This is a genomic window from Citrobacter sp. TBCS-14 (assembly GCF_005280805.1).
Taxonomy (GTDB): Bacteria; Pseudomonadota; Gammaproteobacteria; order Enterobacterales; family Enterobacteriaceae; genus Citrobacter; species Citrobacter gillenii.
Genome location: NZ_SZWM01001252.1, coordinates 82,206 through 101,286 on the forward strand (window position 1 = coordinate 82,206; position 19,081 = coordinate 101,286).

Here is a 19,081-nt window from a genome sequence, read left to right on the forward strand (position 1 = left end):
TTCTGGACGTACTCCTTCCTGAAGCCGGTTTTCTGGCATTGTTGTTAAGTCTCGGGGTCAACGTGTTGACCCCGCTTGCCGTGCTGACGGGCGTACGTCAGCGCTGGCAGGGCGTTATGCGTCTGGCCTGCGTGGGCGTGTGGACGCAGTTTGCGCTGCTGTTGCTGGCCTTTGCCATTCTGGTGTTCTGTTTCCTGACCAGTGATTTCTCCGTTGTTTACGTAGCTCAGCACAGCTATAGCCTGCTGCCGTGGGGATTAAAGCTGGCGGCGGTGTGGGGTGGTCATGAAGGATCGCTGCTACTGTGGGTGCTGTTTCTTTCTGCCTGGAGCGCACTGTTCGCCTGGCGCTCCAGGCGTGAGCCGGACGCGCTATTTCCGTTAACCCTCTGTGTCTTGTCAATGATGACCGCGTCATTGCTGCTGTTCGTGGTGGTGTGGTCCGATCCGTTCGTACGCATCTTCCCGCCGGCAATTGAAGGGCGCGACCTGAACCCGATGCTGCAACACCTGGGGCTGATTCTGCATCCACCGCTGCTGTATCTGGGCTACGGTGGGCTGATGGTGGCGGCCGGCGTGGCGCTGGCTTCGCTGCTGCGCGGCGGCTTTAACGCGCGGACTGCCTGGGTGTGCTGGCGCTGGGCGCTGCCCGGCTGGTGCGCCCTGACGCTTGGGATCATCCTTGGTTCCTGGTGGGCTTATTGTGAACTGGGCTGGGGCGGCTGGTGGTTCTGGGACCCGGTAGAAAACGCTTCCTTATTACCCTGGCTTTCCGCCAGTGCGTTACTGCATAGCCTGTATGTCTCACGGCAGCGTGGAGGTTTCCCGCACTGGTCGCTGCTGCTGGCGATTGTCACGCTGATTTTATCGCTGTTGGGCACGCTGATTGTGCGTTCCGGCATACTGGTTTCTGTTCATGCCTTTGCGCTGGACAACGTCCGCGCTGCGCCGCTGTTTGCGCTGTTTACCGTGTTAAGCCTGGCATCGCTCGGTCTGTATGCCTGGCGGGCGCGGGACGTCGGTCACACGGTACGTTTTGGCGGCTGGTCGCGTGAGATGATGATTCTGGTCGCGCTGCTGCTGTTTTGCGCGGTGCTGCTTATCGTGTTGATTGGCACGCTGTATCCGATGATTTACGGCCTGTTTGGTTGGGGACGACTCTCCGTTGGCGCGCCTTACTTCAACCGTGCAACGCTGCCGTTTGGCCTGCTGATGCTGGTGGTCATCGTGATAGCGACGATCAGAAGCCGGAAGGTGCCGCTGCGAAGCCAGCTTCCGGCGCTGCTGGCGCATGCTGGCGTGCTGGTTTTTGCTGCAGGGATCGTGTTCTCCAGCGGGAGCCGCCAGGAAGTGAGCCTGAATCTGAGTCCTGGGCAGCAGGTTGAACTGGCAGGCTATGTTTTCCGCTTTGAGCACCTCTCTCTGGAAGCAAAAGGAAACTACACCAGTGAAAAGGCGCTGATTACGCTCTGGCAGGATGAGAAACGCATCGGCAGCCTGCAGCCCGAAAGACGCTTCTATTCCGCGCGTCGCCAGCAAATGATGGAGCCGGGTATCCGTTGGAACCTGCTGCACGACTGGTACGCGGTGATCGGCGAAAAAACCGGACCGGAGCGCTATGCCATGCGCTTGTACGTGCAAAGTGGTGTGCGTTGGGTTTGGGGCGGAGGGCTGCTGATGGTATTCGGCGCGCTGCTCAGCGGCTGGCGGGGGAGAAAGCGCGATGCGTAAATTAATCACAGCGTTGCCGGATGGCGGCGTAAACGCCTTATCCGGCCTACAGGGTACGCAAACCGTAGGCCGGATAAGCGCAGCGCCATCCGGCAGAAAGTTTTTACTCTTAACGATCGTCTTGTTTTTCATCACTTTCGCTACGCATGCCCAGGTTGTCGACACCTGGCGTTTTGACAACCCGCAACAGCAGGAAAAAGCGCTGTCTATTGCCAGCCAGTTGCGCTGCCCACAGTGCCAGAATCAAAACTTACTGGAATCCAATGCGCCGGTGGCGGTCAGTATGCGTCATCAGGTGTATAGCATGGTGGCAGAGGGCAAAAGTGAACATGAGATCACCACGTGGATGACCGATCGTTACGGTGATTTCGTCCGCTATAACCCGCCGCTCAATAAGCAGACGCTGTTGTTGTGGGCACTGCCGTGCCTGTTATTGCTGCTGGTGGGCGTGATTATCTGGCGGGTGAGAACGCATCAGCGCGTAGAAGAGGATGAACGATGAGTCAGCCTGAATGTTGTGCACCGTTGCGTCCGATGCCGGTAAAACGCCTGGCCGCTATAGCTGTGCTGATGGTGATTGCCTGCACGGGAGGGTATTTGTTGTCGCCAAAATGGCAGGCGGTCCAGCAGGAGCAGGCGCGACTGGCTGACCCGTTACATGCGTTTTCTGATGAAAATATGCAGGAAAAACAGCTGCTTTCGCTGCAGTCAAAAATACGTGCCAACCCGCAAGACAGCACGCAATGGGCGCAACTGGGTGAGTATTATCTTTGGCAAAACGCGTATCATAATGCGCTACTGGCCTATGAGCAGGCGCTGCGTTTGCGCGGTGAAAACGCCGAGATCTATTCGGCACTGGCGACGGTGCTGTACTATCAGTCCGGGCAGCATATGACGCCGCAAACCCGTGAGATGATTGAGAAATCGCTGGCGCTGGACCCGACAGAAGTTACCGCGCTGATGCTGCTGGCTGCTGATGCGTTTATGCAGGCCGACTATGCACAGGCTATTTTGCAGTGGCAAAAAGTTCTCGATTTAAACTCGCCGAGGGTGGATCGTGCTCAGTTGATTGACTCAATCAATATGGCGAAATTGCTGCAGAATCGACAAAAATAATTTTTGTTTTTTTGTGATTTGCGTCGTTTTTGCTGTGCAAAAAAACAGCAGTTGAACAAATTAGCGAAAAAAACGCACAGTCATAATTCTTCATTTTTTATCAAATGAATATTCTTTTATAACAAAAAGTTATTCATGATGACCCGCATAAACTCGCGTTTTTATGCATAAAATCAGCTAAAGGCCCTGTTCTTAAAGGGTTGCGCTGAATGCCATGCAAATGATAATGATAATAAGCGTTAAAAAATTCCATAAACGAACGCAACACAATTCATACCCTTTCAGTATGTACTATTCCCATAGGTTATATGTGAAATAGCGCTCCATCGAGGAAGTCCGTTGTTATGAAAAATTTGAAAGTCAGCCTGGCCTGGCAGATTTTGATCGCCATGGTGCTGGGCATTTTGCTGGGGAGTTACCTGCATTATCACAGTGACAGCCGCGAATGGCTGGTAGTTAACCTGCTGTCTCCGGCAGGGGATATCTTTATCCACCTGATCAAAATGATTGTTGTGCCGATAGTTATCTCCACGTTGATCGTCGGTATTGCCGGGGTCGGTGATGCCAAACAGTTGGGCCGTATTGGCGCCAAAACCATTATCTATTTCGAAGTGATCACCACCGTGGCAATTATCCTCGGCATCACGCTGGCGAATGTGTTCCAGCCTGGTACCGGTGTCGATATGTCGCAGCTGGCGACCGTGGATATTTCGAAATATCAAAGTACAACCGCAGAAGTGCAGAGCCACGCGCATGGCCTGATGGGTACGATTTTGTCACTGGTGCCGACCAACATCGTTGCGTCGATGGCGAAAGGCGACATGCTGCCGATTATCTTCTTCTCGGTGCTGTTTGGTCTGGGCCTGTCTTCACTGCCGGCCACTCACCGCGAACCGCTGGTGACCGTGTTCCGTTCCATCTCTGAAACGATGTTTAAAGTGACGCACATGGTGATGCGTTATGCGCCGGTCGGTGTCTTTGCGCTGATCGCCGTCACCGTGGCGAACTTCGGTTTTGCCTCCCTGTGGCCGCTGGCGAAGCTGGTGCTGCTGGTGCATTTCGCCATCCTGTTCTTCGCGCTGGTGGTGCTCGGTATCGTGGCGCGCGTGTGCGGTTTGAGCATCTGGATCCTGATTCGTATCCTGAAAGACGAACTGATTCTGGCCTACTCTACCGCCAGCTCTGAGAGCGTGCTGCCGCGTATTATTGAGAAGATGGAAGCCTATGGCGCACCGGCCTCCATCACCAGTTTTGTGGTGCCGACCGGGTATTCGTTCAACCTTGACGGTTCGACGCTGTACCAGAGTATCGCCGCGATTTTTATCGCCCAGCTGTACGGTATTGACCTGTCGTTGTGGCAGGAAATCGTACTGGTGCTGACGCTGATGGTGACCTCGAAAGGGATCGCGGGTGTGCCGGGCGTGTCGTTTGTGGTGCTGTTGGCTACGCTGGGTAGCGTAGGTATTCCGCTGGAAGGTCTGGCATTTATCGCCGGTGTTGACCGTATCCTCGACATGGCGCGTACTGCGCTGAACGTGGTGGGTAACGCGTTGGCGGTACTGGTTATCGCCAAGTGGGAACACAAATTTGACCGTAAAAAAGCGCTGGCCTATGAGCGCGAAGTATTGGGCAAATTTGATAAGACCGCCGTGTAGGCCGGATAAGGCAACGCCGCCATCCGGCAACCCGCTCTGGATTGCCGGATGGCGCTATGCTTATCAGGCAATCCACCTTCACTACCCGTTCGTTAACTTATCAAACTCTTCGCAGCCGGTATCAAACCCTTCCGTACAGCTCAGATTCAACCAGTGCAGCGCCTTCTGTTTATTCTTCTCAATAAAACCCTGCTCACCGTTTAAGAACATCATCCCGGCCCAGTACTCGGAATACCCGGTACGCGAAATGGCCGAGCTGCGTTTGAAATACCAGGTGGCTTTGTCATCGTCTGCGGGAATGCCTACGCCGTTGGCGTAAATCAGGCCGAGCAGCATCTGCGCATCAACGGCTGAGTCGCTCTCCAGATTCTCCGAGGCGTTTTGTAACAGCGTAATGGCTTTGGGGTAATCGGTACGCCCCGCCTGGGTATTGACCAGGATACGTGCCAGTGTAATTTCGCCGCTCTTACTGCCCGCCTGGGCCGCTTTTTCAGCCAGCGTTTTGGCTTGCGGATAATCCAGACTGACTGGATTGGTAATTTTAATTTGTGCCAACAGAGCCCAGGCGTCCGAATCGCCATTGTCGGCAGCCTTTTGCGCCCAGTATTCGGCTTTACTCAAATCGCCTGAACTAAACCAGGTATCGGCGAGAAAATATTGTGCGCGTCGGTCTCCAGCCTCTGCGGCCTTCAGGAACTGGCTACCTGGTTCTTCGGCATGGGCAAAACATGTCAATAACACCATCAAGGCGAAAAGTCGTTTCATCTTATTTTTAGATTTAGAGTAGGGAACGAACAGTATAGAGAGATTATTTGCATAAAAAAACGGCCTCCGAATGGAGACCGTTGTAAGGAAAATGCCTGATGGCGATGCCAACGCATCTTATCAGGCCTACAGTGGAAACAGGTCGTAGGCCGGATAAGGCATTCATGCCGCCATCCGGCAGATCAGCCCATCGCGCTTTCGCGCAGACTGGCTTTCAGCTTGGTGTACTCATCAATCACATACTGCTCGGCAGCACGCTGATCGGCAATGCGCTCAACGTTGACGGCACAGTACTTGTACTCTGGCGTTTTGGTAATCGGACTCAGGTTCTCGGTGACCAGTTCATTACAGGCCCCAATCCACCACTGGTAGGTCATGTAAATCGCGCCTTTGTTCGGACGATCGCTGACTGCTGCACGCGTGATGACACGACCTTTACGCGAGTTAACCCACACCAGCTCTTCATCCTGAATGCCCAGACGTTCAGCATCGGCGGTGTTGATCTGGGCGTAGCCCGGTTCATCCGCTAATGCCGCCAGCGCCGCACAGTTGCCGGTCATTGAACGGCAAGAGTAGTGGCCGACTTCGCGCACCGTCGACAGGACCATTGGGTACTCGTCGGTCAGCTTGTCGATTGGCGCAACCCAGTCGCAGGTAAAGAACTGTGCCAGACCGTTCGGGGTGTCAAACTTCTCTTTGAAGAGGTAAGACGTGCCCTGATCGGCATCCGAGGTGTCGCGACAAGGCCACTGGATATAGCCCAGTTCGCCCATCTTCTCGTAGGTGGCGCCGTAGAAATCCGGGCACAGGCCGCGCAACTCATCCCAGATTTCCTGGGTGTTGTTGTAGTGCATCGGGTAGCCCATACGGGTAGCAATTTCACTGATAATCTGCCAGTCCGTTTTCAGATCCCACTTCGGCTCAACTGCTTTAAAGAAGCGCTGGAAGCCACGGTCAGCCGCAGAGTAGACGCCTTCATGCTCACCCCATGACGTAGACGGTAAAATAACGTCTGCGGCAGCGGCGGTTTTGGTCATGAAGATATCCTGCACGATGACCAGTTCCAGATCCGCAAAACCTTTGCGCACTGCGGACAGTTCAGCATCGGTCTGTAATGGATCTTCACCCATAATGTACGCCGCGCGCACTTCGCCATGCGCCGCACGGTGCGGCAGCTCGCTGATGCGATAGCCGGTATGGGCAGGCAGGCTTTCTACGCCCCAGGCTTTAGCAAATTTCTCGCGGTTTTCTGGGAATTTAACGTACTGATAGCCCGGATAGGTATCCGGCAGCGCACCCATGTCGCACGCGCCCTGAACGTTGTTCTGGCCACGAACCGGGTTAACGCCCACGCTTGGCTTACCGAGGTTGCCGGTCAGCATGGCGAGGCTGGTCAGTGAACGCACGGTTTCCACGCCCTGATAGAACTGGGTCACGCCCATGCCCCACAGGATAGCCGCGCTTTTTGCCGATGCATACATACGTGCAGCCTGACGAATTTCCTGTGCGCTCACGCCAGTAATGTCTTCGACGGACTCCGGCGTATAGCCTTCGACGATCTTGCTGTACTCTTCGAAGCCTTCCGTACGTGAGGCCACGAAAGCCTGGTCGTACAGTTTTTCTTCGATGATGACATGACCCATAGCGTTGAGCAGCGCGATATTCGAGCCGTTTCTTAACGCGATGTGCATGTCGGCAATGCGCGCGGTTTCAATTTTGCGCGGATCGCAGACGATAATTTTCGCCCCGTTACGTTTAGCGTTAATCACGTGATTCGCCACGATAGGGTGGGAATCCGCCGGGTTGTACCCGAAAATAAACACTAAATCGGTGTTATCAATTTCGTTAATCGCATTACTCATTGCGCCGTTACCGACCGATTGGTGCAGACCTGCAACCGAAGGGCCGTGTCAGACGCGAGCGCAGCAGTCAACGTTATTGGTACCAATAACGGCGCGTGCGAATTTTTGCATTACATAGTTGGTTTCATTACCCGTTCCGCGAGATGAACCGGTCGTCTGAATAGCATCCGGGCCATACTTCGCTTTGATGGCGCTCAGGCGAGTTGCCACGTAATCCAGCGCTTCATCCCAGGAAACAGATTCCAGTTTGCCGCCACGTTGGCGACGGATCATTGGGGTTTTCAGGCGAGGGGTTAGGATCTGGGTATCGTTGATAAAATCCCAGCCATAATAGCCCTTCAGACACAGGGTACCCTGGTTGGTTTTCCCCTGCGCCGCCTCAGCCCGGACGATTTTGCCGTTATCGACCACCAGGTTGATTTTGCAACCTGATGCGCAATATGGGCAAACCGTGACGACTTTTTTCATCGGTCTCGCTCCAGTTAATCAAATCGCGCATACGCGCTTGTCGTTTTTGTTATGCATCTTTTATGCCATGTTTTTAGCAGGGGCATTGGCCGATAATACGGGCATCATTTGAGCAAAACCCTGACGAAAAACAGGCTGTCGTCATATTTGACGTGACGAATCCTATAAGTGTGACGGCCCGGCAGTGTGACCGGGGCTATGTTTCCCGCACGTCCTTGTGCCTTATCGCTGTCACTCTGTGCAGAATCATTCACACTCATTTGAGTTGGCGCGAGATGGGGAAAAACAATGAAGCCGGCGATACTGGTTGTGGATGATGACGTAACAATCTGCGCACTCCTGGAGGATGTGCTGAGCGAACACGTCTTTGCCGTGACGACCTGTCATACCGGACAGGCGGCGTTGCGCTGCATTGAGACTCAGCCGGATATTGCGCTGGTTTTACTGGATATGGTGCTGCCCGACACCAACGGCCTGATGGTGCTGCAACAGGTGCAAAAGATGAGGCCGGGCCTGCCGGTAGTGATGCTCACAGGAATGGGCAGTGAGTCGGATGTGGTGGTCGGGCTGGAAATGGGCGCTGATGATTACATCGGTAAACCGTTCAATGCGCGGGTGCTGGTGGCGCGGGTGAAGGCGGTGCTCAGACGCGTAGGCGTGCTCACGCCTGAAGGCTCGGGTGCGCAAACCACCGGGCTTTCCTTTAATGGCTGGCATCTGGATACCGCGGGCTGCCAGTTGCGTAATCCCCAGCAGTTGAAAGTCGACCTGACGCAGGGTGAATACAGCCTGCTGCTGGCGTTGGCACAAAATGCCCGGCGGGTGCTGAGCCGCGAGCAGCTGCTGGAACTGACGCGCAGCGACAGCGTCGAGGTGTTTGATCGCACCATCGACGTGTTAATCATGCGACTGCGGCGCAAAATAGAAGCCAACCCGCATCAGCCTATGCTGATTAAAACCCTGCGCGGGTTAGGGTACGTGTTTGCCGCTGACGTCCAGCATCACGAAAAAGCGGCGTGATCGTGTGCAGTTGCCGGATGCGGCGTAAACGCCTTATCCAGCCTACAAAAGCGATAATGGCTACGTAGGCCTGATAAGCGCAGCGCATCAGGCATCAGCCATCCCAGCTTTTAACTCTGCCAGCGTTTTCGCGCCGTCGATGGCATTGGCGCACAGCAAACTGGCCCGCGCGCAGGCGTGCGCCAGCCGGATACTCTCTTCCAGCGACCAGTGCTCATGGCAGCCGTACAAAAATCCGGCGCAAAATGCATCCCCCGCACCGACGCTGCCGACGATCTCTTCCTGCGCCAGATGCTGCGAAGGGATCCATGTGCCGTCTCGATCCGGCGTTTCGCCCCAGGCGCCTTCCGGGCAGTGGATCACCACCCGCTGGCGCACGCCCGCGTCCAGCAGCTCACGTGCAGCGCTGGCGATGTGCGGGATATGCAGCTCACCGTTAGGCTGGCGGATCGCCAGCCCGCTGAATTCCCCGGCCTCCAGCTCGTTGATCACCAGATAATCGAGATGACGGAGCGCTGGCATTACCAGCGGCTGATAGCGCGGATCGCCCTTGCGCGACACCAGGTCCAGCGATGTTTCAAACCCGTTATCGCGCATTTGCGCCAGTAGCCGAGCGCTGCGCGTGCCAAAGGTATCATCCGGCTTGTCCAGGCTGTCGAGCAGCAGCAGATAGCCGAGATGGAAAATTTTCATCGTGCTATCAAGCTGCTCAAAGGCGGGAAGATCCAGCAGCCGGTTTGCGCCGGGAGAATGAAAAAAAGTGCGCTGGCCGCTCGGGTCGGTCATCACCTGCGACATCGAGGTGGGGGCGGACGTGGTGCGCTGCACGTGCTGGCGATTCACGTGATACTGCTCGAGCATCGCCATAATGTAGTCGCCATCGCTGTCCTGACCGATCAATCCCACCGCCTGCAGCGGTAGCCCGGTGTGCATTTTCGCCAGCGTCAGCAGCACGTTCAGAGGTGCACCGCCGGTAGCGCGTTCGCTGTGGGTGATCTCTGCCAGCCAACCGCATTCCGGCCACTGCACAATTTGATGCACATGATCGACCAGCATGTTGCCTGCGGCGATAATGCCTCTGCGTTCCATCAGGCCTGCCCCGCGCTGCCAAAGATGCGCATCTGTTCGGAGACGGTATCGGTAATGGCCTCTTCGATACCCAGCAGCAGCTCAGCAAATTCGTCGTACAGCGGCTGGCGGTTGTTCATCCGCGACTCCACCGCCGTCAGCGCCGCCTGTGACATACCGGTATAGAAGTTGATTTTGTGGATGCCAAGCTCGATGGCGCGACGGAAATCGTCGTCGCTAATGCCGGAGCCGCCGTGCAGTACCAGCGGGATCGCCGCCTGCTGTCGAATGGCGTCCAGCCGCGGGAAGTCGAGTTTGGGGTCGCCTTTGTACTTGCCGTGGGCATTGCCAATGGCGACGGCTAAGGCATCAATGCCGGTTCTGTCGACGAAATCCCGTGCCAGCATCGGGTCGGTAAACAGCGACTCGTCGGCATGGCCGTACAGCGCTCCGCCTTCATCGCCGCCGACGGCCCCCAGCTCTGCTTCCACCGACACGCCGACGGCGTGGCACATCTTCACCACCTCGCGGGTCTGGCGAATATTCTCCTCGTACTCCAGCGTAGAACCATCGAACATCACCGAGCTGAAGCCTAAGCGCAGCGCCCGCACCACCGACTCAAAATGCAGGCCGTGATCGAGGTTAAGCACCACCGGAATGTCATGGCGTGCGGCTTCGAACTTTACCGCTTCGACCAGAGAATCCAGCGAGATATATTTAAAATGCACTTCGGCAATGTTGATAATAAATGGCGATCGTTCCTGCTTCGCGGCGGCAAACAGCGCACGCAGGAAGTGCGAATCCAGAACGTTAAACGCGCCTAAGGCATAGCGGTGCTCGCGAGCATGGGCGAGGCCATCGGCGAGGGAAATCAACGGCATAATGCGCTCCTTGGTTAGCGGAACAGGCGATATTCGTTACACAACACCAGCAGCGCCGGTTCGTCTTCTTCAATGTCGTTATAGCGGGCGATGGGTTGTAGAAAATGGTTATCGTGATCGTCGTCGTTAACCGAAGAAACTTCGCCAACCAGCACGTCGCCAAACCCTTCTTCGGCCCAGAAGCTATGATACAGACCGGGCGTCAGGCAGATGCTTTCCCCTGGCGTCAGGCGCAGCTGGCTGCCCGCTGCGTGCGTTTGCCGGCAGCCGTCAGTCACTACGCTGACGTCGCTGTCTTCCGTTTGTTCTCTGACTCCGGCGTTCCACAGTTCCACAATCAAATTACCGCCGCCGCGATTGATAATGTCTTCGCGTTTGCGCCAGTGAAAATGCATGGGTGTCACCTGGCCATCGCGGACGTGCATGATTTTTTCGGCGTAGCATTTCTCATAGGGCATGCCTTTTGGTGAACCATTACGCAGGGTAAACAGCGTTAAGCCCAGGACGGCAAAGTTATCACCGCCGAATGCGGTGACGTCCCAGCCGAGTTTGAGGTCAAAGACTTCACTCCAGGCTCCGGCGTCGAGTTTGCGCCATTGGGTGGGTGGGAAGCTGGCGAAGGGTGGGAGATGCACGTCGTGCAAGGAAAAAAACTGGCGCGTGTGACCCAGAATCTCATTTATTGCGGAGCGTTTCATGGACAGAATTCTCCTTAATATAATGCCGGATGGCGCTGCGCTTATCCGGCCTACAAATTCATAGCGATCTTGTAGGCCGGATAAGGCATTTTTGCCGCCATCCGGCGTTGTTGTGGCGACTTATTTCACCGTCCAACCCTTATAGCTGCCGACGTTGTTCTTATCGATCATCGTCACCGGGATCAGCACGGGTTCTTTCGGCGCGGGTTTACCCTGCAATATGTCATAGCCGATTTCGACCGCTTTGGCTGCCATCACCTGCGGATCTTGTGCCGGGGTCGCCACAAATAATGAGTTTTCCCGCTTCAGCGCCTCTTCGCCGTCCGGCGATCCGTCGACGCCGACAATAAAGAATTCACTACGCTGCGCCTGTTTTGCAGCCAGATCGGCCCCGATCGCTGTCGGATCGTTAATGGCGAACACGCCGTCGATCTTCGGATTGGCCGCCAGCAGAGCGGTCATGATCTCCAGCCCGCCTTCACGGCTGCCCTTCGCGTTCTGATTATGCGACAGCACCTTGATGTCCGGGTGGCGTTTGAACTCGGTCTGGCAGCCTTCTACGCGGTTCTGCACGGCGGAAACCGGCGGCCCGTTGATGATAACGACGTTGCCTTTCCCTTTCAGGCGGTCGGTGATGTATTTACAGGCCATTTCGCCGGCCTGGGTGTTGTCGGAGGTGATGGTGGCGTCAGCGCCTTCCGCTGCCACGTCAACGGCGACGACCACAATCCCCGCGTCTTTCGCCCGTTTTACCGCCGGGCCGATGCCTTTGGAATCTGCCGCGTTAAGAATGATCATGTCGACTTTAGCGGCAATAAAGTTGTCTATCTGCGACACCTGTTGACCGAGATCGTAGCCGCTGGACACCAGCGTCACTTTGACATTATCCCCCGCCAGCTTGCGCGCTTCCAGCTCTGCACCTTTGGTTATCTGCACGAAGAACGGGTTAGCAAGATCGCCGACCGTTACGCCGATGGATTTCAGTTCTTTTGCCTGCACATACGGCGTCGCGGCAAGCAGTGCGCCAGCACAGAGCGCGGTAACTAATGGCTTCAAACGCATACTCGTTTCCTCACGTAGGGTATTGTTGTTATACGCCTGATGGCGCTGCGCTTATCAGGCCTACGAATATGTAGGCCAGTAAGCTTGTCTATGCACTTTGATGGTGTCGGGTACGGTATTTGTCGATTAGCACCGCTATGATGATCACCGCCCCTTTGATCACCAGTTGCCAGAAATAAGACACGCCCATTAGCGTCATGCCGTTATTGAGCGTAGCGATAATCAACGCCCCCACCAGCGTGCCGGTGATGGTGCCGATCCCGCCGACAAAACTGGTGCCGCCGAGGATCACCGCGGCGATGGCGTCCAGCTCATAGCCCATGCCCAAGTTGCCGTTGGCGCTGTACAGTCGCGAGGCGCTCATCACCCCGCCGAGGCCGGAAAGCAGCCCGCTCATGCCGTAGACGAACAGCAGCACCAGCCACACTTTGATACCGGTTAACCGTGCGGCCTGCATGTTGCCGCCCACCGCGTAAATATGAACGCCCAACGTGGTGCGACGCAGAATGAACCAGCACACCGCAATGACCGCCAACGCAATCACCACCAGCCACGGGATCGGCCCGAGGTAGTTGTTACCGATCCACTCGAAGCTGATATTGGAGTTGATAACCGTGGTGCCGTCCGCCAGCAGGTAAGCCGCGCCGCGCAGCGCGGTATAGGTGCCAAGGGTGACGATAAACGGTGGCAGTCCGGCAAAGGCGACCAGTGCGCCGTTAAACAGCCCCAGTGCCAGGCCAAGCATCAATGCCGCCGGAATCGACAACATTGCCAGCTCCGGGATCAGCGACACGACCATCGCCGCCACCGCGGTGGTGCCGAGAATGGAACCGACGGAAAGGTCGATCCCACCGGTGAGAATGATGAAGGTCATCCCCGCTGCCAGCACGATGTTGATCGACGCCTGACGGGTGATGTTGAGCAGGTTACTTTCGGTAAAAAAGTTGGGTGCGATAAAGCCAAATACCGCCACAATCAGGATTAAAATGGGCAAGATACCGACCGTTTGCATCAGATCGCCCATCAACATTTTTTTCGCCGAGGCGGATTTGGCCACCGGCTGGGAAGGGGTTGGATTATTCATGGGACACCGCCTGATGATGGGAGTCGTTCACGCCGGTTGCCAGCGTCATAATATTTTCCTGAGTAATGCTTTGTCCGTTCAGCTCACCGGCAATACTGCCTTCGCGCATCACGTACACCCGGTCACTCATGCCGACTACTTCCGGCAGTTCGCTGGAGATCATTAAGATCGCCACACCTTTGCGCGCCATCTCGTTCATGATCCGGTAGATCTCGCTTTTGGCGCCGACGTCCACGCCGCGCGTGGGTTCGTCGAGGATCAAAATGCGTGGGCCAATCGCGACCCAGCGAGAGATAAGTAATTTTTGCTGATTGCCGCCGGACAGTCCGCCCGCGCGGACCTGCGCGTGGGGTACGCGGATGTTGAGCAACTGAATGGCGTCATCGGAGATGGTCTGCGCTTTTTTGCGGTTCAGCATGCCCCAGTTGGCGTCACGCTCCAGCGTGGCCATGGTGATGTTTTCAGCCGCCGCCAGCTCTAAAAACAGCCCCTGTTCTTTGCGGTTCTCGGTCAGAAAGCCGATACCGTGATCGATGGCCTCACGCGGGGAGTGGATCACCACCGGCTCGCCGTCGACTTCAATCATGCCGCTGATGGCTTTGCGCACGCCAAATATCAGCTGCGCCAGCTCGGAGCGACCGGCGCCGACCAGCCCGGCCAGGCCGACAATCTCCCCGGAACGCACCAGTAAACTGCACGGCTGGACTTTGTTGCCATCGGTCAGGTGATGCACGTTCAGGCGCGCCTTGCCTAAAGGGATATCGCGTTCTTTGTTGAACAGATCGCTTAACGGGCGGCCGACCATCATACGCACCAGTTCAGAGGCGTTAAGCTTGTCGCGGGTCAGGCTGCCGACGTACTGCCCGTCGCGCAACACGCTGACGCGATCCGAAAGTTCATACACTTCCGCCATGCGGTGGCTGATGTAGATAATCGCCATCCCCTCATCACGCAGGCGCATGATCAGCTCAAACAGGCGGTGGGTTTCACGTGAAGAGAGGGCGGCGGTGGGTTCATCCATGACCAGGATGCGGCTGTTACGGTGCAGGGCGCGGGCGATTTCGACCTGCTGCTGCTCGGCGATGGTCAGCGTCATGACCCGATCGCTGGCCTTAAACTGCGCCCCGAGCCGGTCGATGACCTTTTGCGCCTGCATCACCATCTCTTTGCGCTGTACCAGACCACCGCGCGACAGTTCGCTGCCAAGAAAGATATTTTCCGCTACCGTCAGATTTGGCGCGAGCTGCATCTCCTGATAAATCAGCGTGATGCCAGCGCTCAGCGCATCCTTGGGTCCGCGAATATGAAAGGGCTGACCGTCAATTAAGATCTCACCGCTGGTGGCGGTATAGGCCCCGGCGAGGATCTTCATCAGGGTACTTTTCCCGGCGCCGTTTTCACCCATCAGGGCGTGGATTTCGCCGGACCACACCGTTAAATCGACCCCTTTCAGCGCGTAAAATTTGCCGAATGCTTTGGCAATGTTGCGCATCTCCAGAACCGGTGTCTTGCTCATAACGGATCTCCTGCGGGGTGGCCGATATCAGCAGTCCATCACAGGAATGTAAATGCAAAATGTCAGAAGCCGTTCATATTTGTCATATTGCGATTTTTCTTCATGGAGCGTGATATGCCGCAACCCGGACGTCACTTTTTCGCCAGTGCGCGCGGGCGATTGCTGTTCTTCAATCTGCTGGTGGTGGCGGTCACGCTGATGGTCAGCGGGGTGGCGGTGCTGGGGTTTCAGCACGCCAGCCAGATCCAGGAACAGGTGCAACAGCAAACCGTTGATGACATGACCGGCAGCATGAATCTGGCGCGCGACACGGCGAACGTCGCGACGGCGGCGGTGCGGCTCTCACAGGTCGTGGGGGCGCTGGAATACAAAGGTGAAGCGGAACGGCTACAGGAGACCCAGCGCGCGCTCAAGCATTCGCTGGAACAGCTGGCCAGCGCCCCGCTGGCGCAGCAGGAACCGGGGCTGGTCGAGCGCATTATCCAGCGCAGTAACGAACTGCAAAGCAGTGTGGAAGGCATGCTGCAGCGCGGGCAGTTGCGGCATCTGGAACGTAATGCTCTGCTCAGTTCGTTGTACCAGAATCAAAGTTATTTACGCCATCTGCAAAAACTCACCGGCGCGCAGGATGACGCGCTGCTGAGGCAGATGGACCGCCTGATCGTTGCCGCTATTGAAACGCCGACGCCGCGTTCGGTAATTAAACAGTTGGGCGGCGTGATGCCCGCGCTTGTTCTGCAAAACCCCAGCCAGTTGGTGAGTCGTATTCTTAGCGACTTCAACCTCGAACTGCATAAGCTGGAGCCGCTTTCGTCCGCGCTGGAGCAGAGTGACCTGGCGATCAGCTGGTATATGTTCCATATCAAAGCGCTGGTGGCGATCCTCAACAGCGATATCAACCAGTATGTCTCACAGGTGGCGAGTATCTCCGAGCAGCGGGTGGCGCAAAGCCATCAGGAACTGCAGTCCGGCGTGCTGTTTATCATGATTTTTGCGCTGCTGGCGGTGGTGATCACCGGCTTTGCCGGCTGGTATATCTACCGTAACTTAGGCTCGAACCTGACGGCTATCTCGCGGGCGATGACCCGGCTGGCGCATGGCGAATCGGACGTCAGCGTGCCGGCCCTACAGCGGCGCGATGAGCTGGGAGAGCTGGCGCGCGCCTTTAGCGTGTTTGCCCGCAATACGGCGTCGCTTGAACACACCACTCGGCTGCTGAAAGAAAAAACAACGCAGATGGAAATCGACCGCACCGAGCGTCAGGGGCTGGAAGAAGCGTTACTGCACAGCCAAAAGCTGAAGGCGGTGGGGCAGTTAACGGGTGGATTAGCGCATGATTTCAATAACCTGCTGGCAGTGATTATTGGCAGCCTGGATTTGGTCAGTCCGGACTCGCCCGATGCGCCGCGTATCAACCGGGCGCTAAAAGCCGCCGAGCGCGGGGCGCTACTGACTCAGCGACTGCTGGCTTTTTCGCGCAAGCAATCGCTGCACCCACATGCGGTGGAGTTGAAAACGTTGCTGGAGAACCTGGGGGAGCTGATGCGCCATTCGCTACCGGCGACGCTGACGCTGGAGATTGAAGCGCAGTCACCCGCCTGGCCGGCGTGGATCGACGTCAGCCAGCTGGAAAACGCCATTATTAATCTGGTGATGAACGCCCGTGATGCGATGGACGGGCAGGCGGGTACGATTAAAATTCGCAGCTGGAATCAGCGGGTCACGCGCAGCGACGGACGCAAGCAGGACATGGTGATGCTGGAGGTGGCCGACCAGGGCTGTGGGATGTCGCAGGAGATCAAAGCGCAGGTCTTTGAACCGTTCTTCACCACCAAACAGACCGGCAGCGGCAGCGGGCTGGGCCTGTCGATGGTGTACGGTTTTGTGCGTCAGTCTGGTGGTCGGGTGGAAATTGAGAGCGCGCCGGGGCAAGGGACCACGGTCCGGTTACAGCTTCCGCGCGCCATTGTGCCGGTGCAGCCTCAGGACATCCCTGTGGTGGAACATGCGGCGAACAGCGGTGAGAAACTGGTGTTGGTGCTCGAAGATGAGGCCGATGTGCGCCAGACGTTGTGTGAGCAGCTCCACCTGCTGGGTTATCTGACGCTGGAGGCCGCCAACGGCGAGCAGGCGATGCACTTGCTTGCCGCATCTTCAGAGATCGACATTCTGATCAGCGACCTCATGCTGCCCGGTGGATTAAGCGGCGTGGATGTGGTTAACCATGCGCTAAAGCATTACCCGCAGTTGAGTATCCTTCTGATCAGCGGTCAGGATTTGCGTCCGGCACACAACCCGGCCCTGCCGGAGGTGGCGCTACTGCGAAAACCGTTTACCCGCGGGGAATTGGCGCAGGCGCTGCGTCATCCGCGCAATTGAGATTCCTCCGCTACTCGTGAGCAAGCGCTTTGATTACCGTGGGGCGAGTTTCTTTTTGAGGCTGGTTTATGACACGCTCCCCGACGATCTTTTTTTTCAGTTTGCTGATGCTGACCACCGTGTCGGCGCAGGCGGATATTATTGATGACGCCATCGGCAATATTCAACGCGCCGTCAGCGACGCCTATAAGCCTGATAATAATCGGGATTACGATGACTCGCGCGACGAAAGCTGGCAACGCCAGGTAAGCGACGATCGCCGCAGGCAATATGACGATCGTCGCCGCCAGTTTGAAGACCGCCGTCGGCAGTTGGATGACCGCCAGCGTCGGCTCGATCAGGAACGGCGTCAGCTGGAAGATGAAGAACGTAGAATGGAAGACGATTACGATCGTTAACGTAGCCTTTCGCTGGCAAGATTATAAACTTCACTACGCTCGCGTTTACCGACGGCAACGACAGCGATGACCAGGGTGTCGTCAATAACTTGATAAACAAGACGGAACCTTGAAGTGCGTAGTTGGATTTTATAGCAATCTTTTATTCCCCTGAGCTTCGCGGAGGGGACATGCGGATTTTCACCGCATTTCTTAAGTTCTTTGGCAAGCTGCTGCTGAATGGTTTTATCCAGTTTTTGCCATTCTTTCAGCGCATCTTCCCTGAATTTTACCGTATAACTCATAAATAGCTGTCCAGATCAACATCCACCAGTGGCTGTTGGCTCCGTTCATGGACTAATTTAACCAGTTGCTGATCGTCCAGCGCATCAAGCATTTTTTCGTAAAGCTCAGCGGGAACACAATAAAAGGCGGGCTGGTTACGGTTCAGGATTGCGACCGGAAACCCATCCCCTGCGCTAACAGTCGCCATCGGGTTCTTTTTTAGCTCACTCACGCTGGCGGTGGTGTCGCTTAAAATGATATGTGGCATAATCGCTCCTTAAGACCATTTAACTGGTCTTAATGTAGGATGGGAAAGACCTGTTAACAAGTCTTATTATGAAGTGTCTCCGCTTAATCCAGCACAATCTCCATGCCGTCATACCCGGCTTCGATGCCTGTCGGTAGCGGATTATGCATTAGCCACTCGTCGAACTGATGGCTGATGTGGGTCAGAATCACCCGTGGGCAGCGGATAACGTCATTGAGCGCAATCACGGTATTTACATCGCAGTGGTTGCGCGGCGGTTGCGTGCGCGGGGCATGGCTACAGTCGATGATCATCGCCTGCGGCTGATTGTTGCCCAGAAACGTCAGCGTTTTGTCGGGCAGCCCGGCGGTATCAGAGAGCCACGCCACGCGGCTGTACGCGGTTTCCAGCAGATAGCCAAACGTCAGCTTTGAGTGGTTGAGCGGCAGCGGTGTCACCTGCAACCCCTGCAAATTAAACACCACAAACGGTTCGACGGTGTGGTTAAAGTCGAGAATGCCGGGATGCTTAAACAGATCGTCGCAGCCCTGTTCATCCGGCGGCCCATATACCGGGATCGTTTTCCCCACGCCCCAGCGCAGCGGAAACAGTCCCTGCACATGATCCATATGGTAGTGGGTGAGCAGAAACTGGCGGAAGCTGCCGGCGGGCCAGTCGTCCATCAGATGCGGGATCCCCGCGTCGAGCAGCGTCACGGCATGGTTGAATTTGACCACGCCGCTGCAGGGTCGGCGGCGATATTGCGATTGAATACGCGCCCGCTGGCAGGCGGGGCAGTCGCAGCCAAAAACCGGCACCAGTTGCGCGCCGCCGGTGCCGCTTAAAGTGATCGTTAAGCTCATTGTTG

16 protein-coding genes and 1 pseudogene are annotated in these 19,081 nt (G+C 56.3%); 6 read left to right on the top strand and 11 right to left on the bottom strand.

From position 1 onward, the window contains the following. Window positions 1-2 precede the first annotated feature (2 nt). The 3 genes and pseudogenes from nrfF (at window position 3) to gltP (ending at window position 4,501) form a co-directional block, all read left to right on the top strand. Window positions 3-2,232, top strand: a pseudogene (gene nrfF / locus FDX22_RS26915) (heme lyase NrfEFG subunit NrfF). After that, complete coding sequence (nrfG, locus tag FDX22_RS26925) at window positions 2,229-2,846, top strand: heme lyase NrfEFG subunit NrfG (RefSeq protein WP_096758684.1); 618 nt, start codon at window positions 2,229-2,231, stop codon at window positions 2,844-2,846. The pseudogene nrfF and the gene nrfG overlap by 4 nt, the downstream one beginning before the upstream one ends. A gap of 344 nt (window positions 2,847-3,190) precedes the next feature. After that, window positions 3,191-4,501 carry a glutamate/aspartate:proton symporter GltP gene (gene gltP / locus FDX22_RS26930; protein ID WP_096758683.1) on the top strand — a complete coding sequence of 437 codons (1,311 nt, stop codon included), beginning with the start codon at window positions 3,191-3,193 and terminating at the stop codon, window positions 4,499-4,501. 81 nt (window positions 4,502-4,582) lie between these two features. Here the strand turns inward: gltP and yjcO are convergent, their stop codons facing one another. Together yjcO and fdhF are read right to left on the bottom strand one after the other, a co-directional pair. Then, window positions 4,583-5,266: a Sel1 family TPR-like repeat protein YjcO gene (yjcO, locus tag FDX22_RS26935; protein WP_135912719.1), complete on the bottom strand. Its 684-nt coding sequence runs from the start codon at window positions 5,264-5,266 to the stop codon at window positions 4,583-4,585. Between the two features lie 182 nt (window positions 5,267-5,448). Further along, entirely contained in the window at window positions 5,449-7,596 is a 2,148-nt protein-coding gene (gene fdhF / locus FDX22_RS26940) for a formate dehydrogenase subunit alpha (RefSeq protein ID WP_115259684.1), read from the bottom strand. 288 nt (window positions 7,597-7,884) lie between these two features. Between fdhF and FDX22_RS26945 the strand changes: the two genes are divergently transcribed. Further along, window positions 7,885-8,616, top strand: a complete 732-nt coding sequence (locus tag FDX22_RS26945; protein ID WP_115259683.1) for a response regulator — start codon at window positions 7,885-7,887, stop codon at window positions 8,614-8,616. An 87-nt stretch (window positions 8,617-8,703) separates the two neighbouring features. Here the strand turns inward: FDX22_RS26945 and FDX22_RS26950 are convergent, their stop codons facing one another. The 6 genes from FDX22_RS26950 to FDX22_RS26975 form a co-directional block, all read right to left on the bottom strand. Beyond that, entirely contained in the window at window positions 8,704-9,708 is a 1,005-nt protein-coding gene (locus FDX22_RS26950; protein ID WP_146718043.1) for a carbohydrate kinase family protein, read from the bottom strand. Further along, window positions 9,705-10,565 (bottom strand): ketose 1,6-bisphosphate aldolase, encoded by an 861-nt coding sequence (locus FDX22_RS26955; protein WP_146718044.1) that lies wholly within the window; start codon window positions 10,563-10,565, stop codon window positions 9,705-9,707. The genes FDX22_RS26950 and FDX22_RS26955 overlap by 4 nt, the downstream gene beginning before the upstream one ends. A gap of 14 nt (window positions 10,566-10,579) precedes the next feature. Further along, window positions 10,580-11,263 carry a D-lyxose/D-mannose family sugar isomerase gene (locus tag FDX22_RS26960; protein WP_146718045.1) on the bottom strand — a complete coding sequence of 228 codons (684 nt, stop codon included), beginning with the start codon at window positions 11,261-11,263 and terminating at the stop codon, window positions 10,580-10,582. Window positions 11,264-11,383: 120 nt separating this feature from the next. Continuing rightward, entirely contained in the window at window positions 11,384-12,325 is a 942-nt protein-coding gene (locus tag FDX22_RS26965) for an ABC transporter substrate-binding protein (RefSeq protein WP_096758671.1), read from the bottom strand. 88 nt (window positions 12,326-12,413) lie between these two features. Further along, entirely contained in the window at window positions 12,414-13,409 is a 996-nt protein-coding gene (locus FDX22_RS26970) for a ribose ABC transporter permease (RefSeq protein ID WP_096758670.1), read from the bottom strand. Beyond that, window positions 13,402-14,925: a sugar ABC transporter ATP-binding protein gene (locus FDX22_RS26975; RefSeq protein WP_096758669.1), complete on the bottom strand. Its 1,524-nt coding sequence runs from the start codon at window positions 14,923-14,925 to the stop codon at window positions 13,402-13,404. Before FDX22_RS26975 ends, FDX22_RS26970 begins: the two co-directional genes overlap by 8 nt. A 114-nt stretch (window positions 14,926-15,039) precedes the next feature. Between FDX22_RS26975 and FDX22_RS26985 the strand changes: the two genes are divergently transcribed. Both FDX22_RS26985 and yjdP read left to right on the top strand, forming a co-directional pair. Beyond that, window positions 15,040-17,304: a hybrid sensor histidine kinase/response regulator gene (locus FDX22_RS26985; protein ID WP_137362309.1), complete on the top strand. Its 2,265-nt coding sequence runs from the start codon at window positions 15,040-15,042 to the stop codon at window positions 17,302-17,304. A 68-nt stretch (window positions 17,305-17,372) separates the two neighbouring features. Continuing rightward, window positions 17,373-17,702, top strand: a complete 330-nt coding sequence (yjdP, locus tag FDX22_RS26990; protein WP_096758667.1) for a DDRRRQL repeat protein YjdP — start codon at window positions 17,373-17,375, stop codon at window positions 17,700-17,702. Here yjdP and FDX22_RS26995 read toward each other — a convergent pair. The 3 genes from FDX22_RS26995 to phnP form a co-directional block, all read right to left on the bottom strand. Next, window positions 17,699-17,986, bottom strand: a complete 288-nt coding sequence (locus tag FDX22_RS26995) for a type II toxin-antitoxin system RelE/ParE family toxin (protein WP_117343582.1) — start codon at window positions 17,984-17,986, stop codon at window positions 17,699-17,701. The genes yjdP and FDX22_RS26995 overlap by 4 nt on opposite strands. Beyond that, complete coding sequence (locus tag FDX22_RS27000) at window positions 17,983-18,234, bottom strand: type II toxin-antitoxin system Phd/YefM family antitoxin (RefSeq protein WP_006688247.1); 252 nt, start codon at window positions 18,232-18,234, stop codon at window positions 17,983-17,985. The genes FDX22_RS26995 and FDX22_RS27000 overlap by 4 nt, the downstream gene beginning before the upstream one ends. Window positions 18,235-18,317: 83 nt before the next feature. Then, a complete protein-coding gene (gene phnP, locus FDX22_RS27005; RefSeq protein ID WP_146718046.1) occupies window positions 18,318-19,076 on the bottom strand; it encodes a phosphonate metabolism protein PhnP in 759 nt (252 codons plus the stop codon). Window positions 19,077-19,081: the final 5 nt, after the last annotated feature.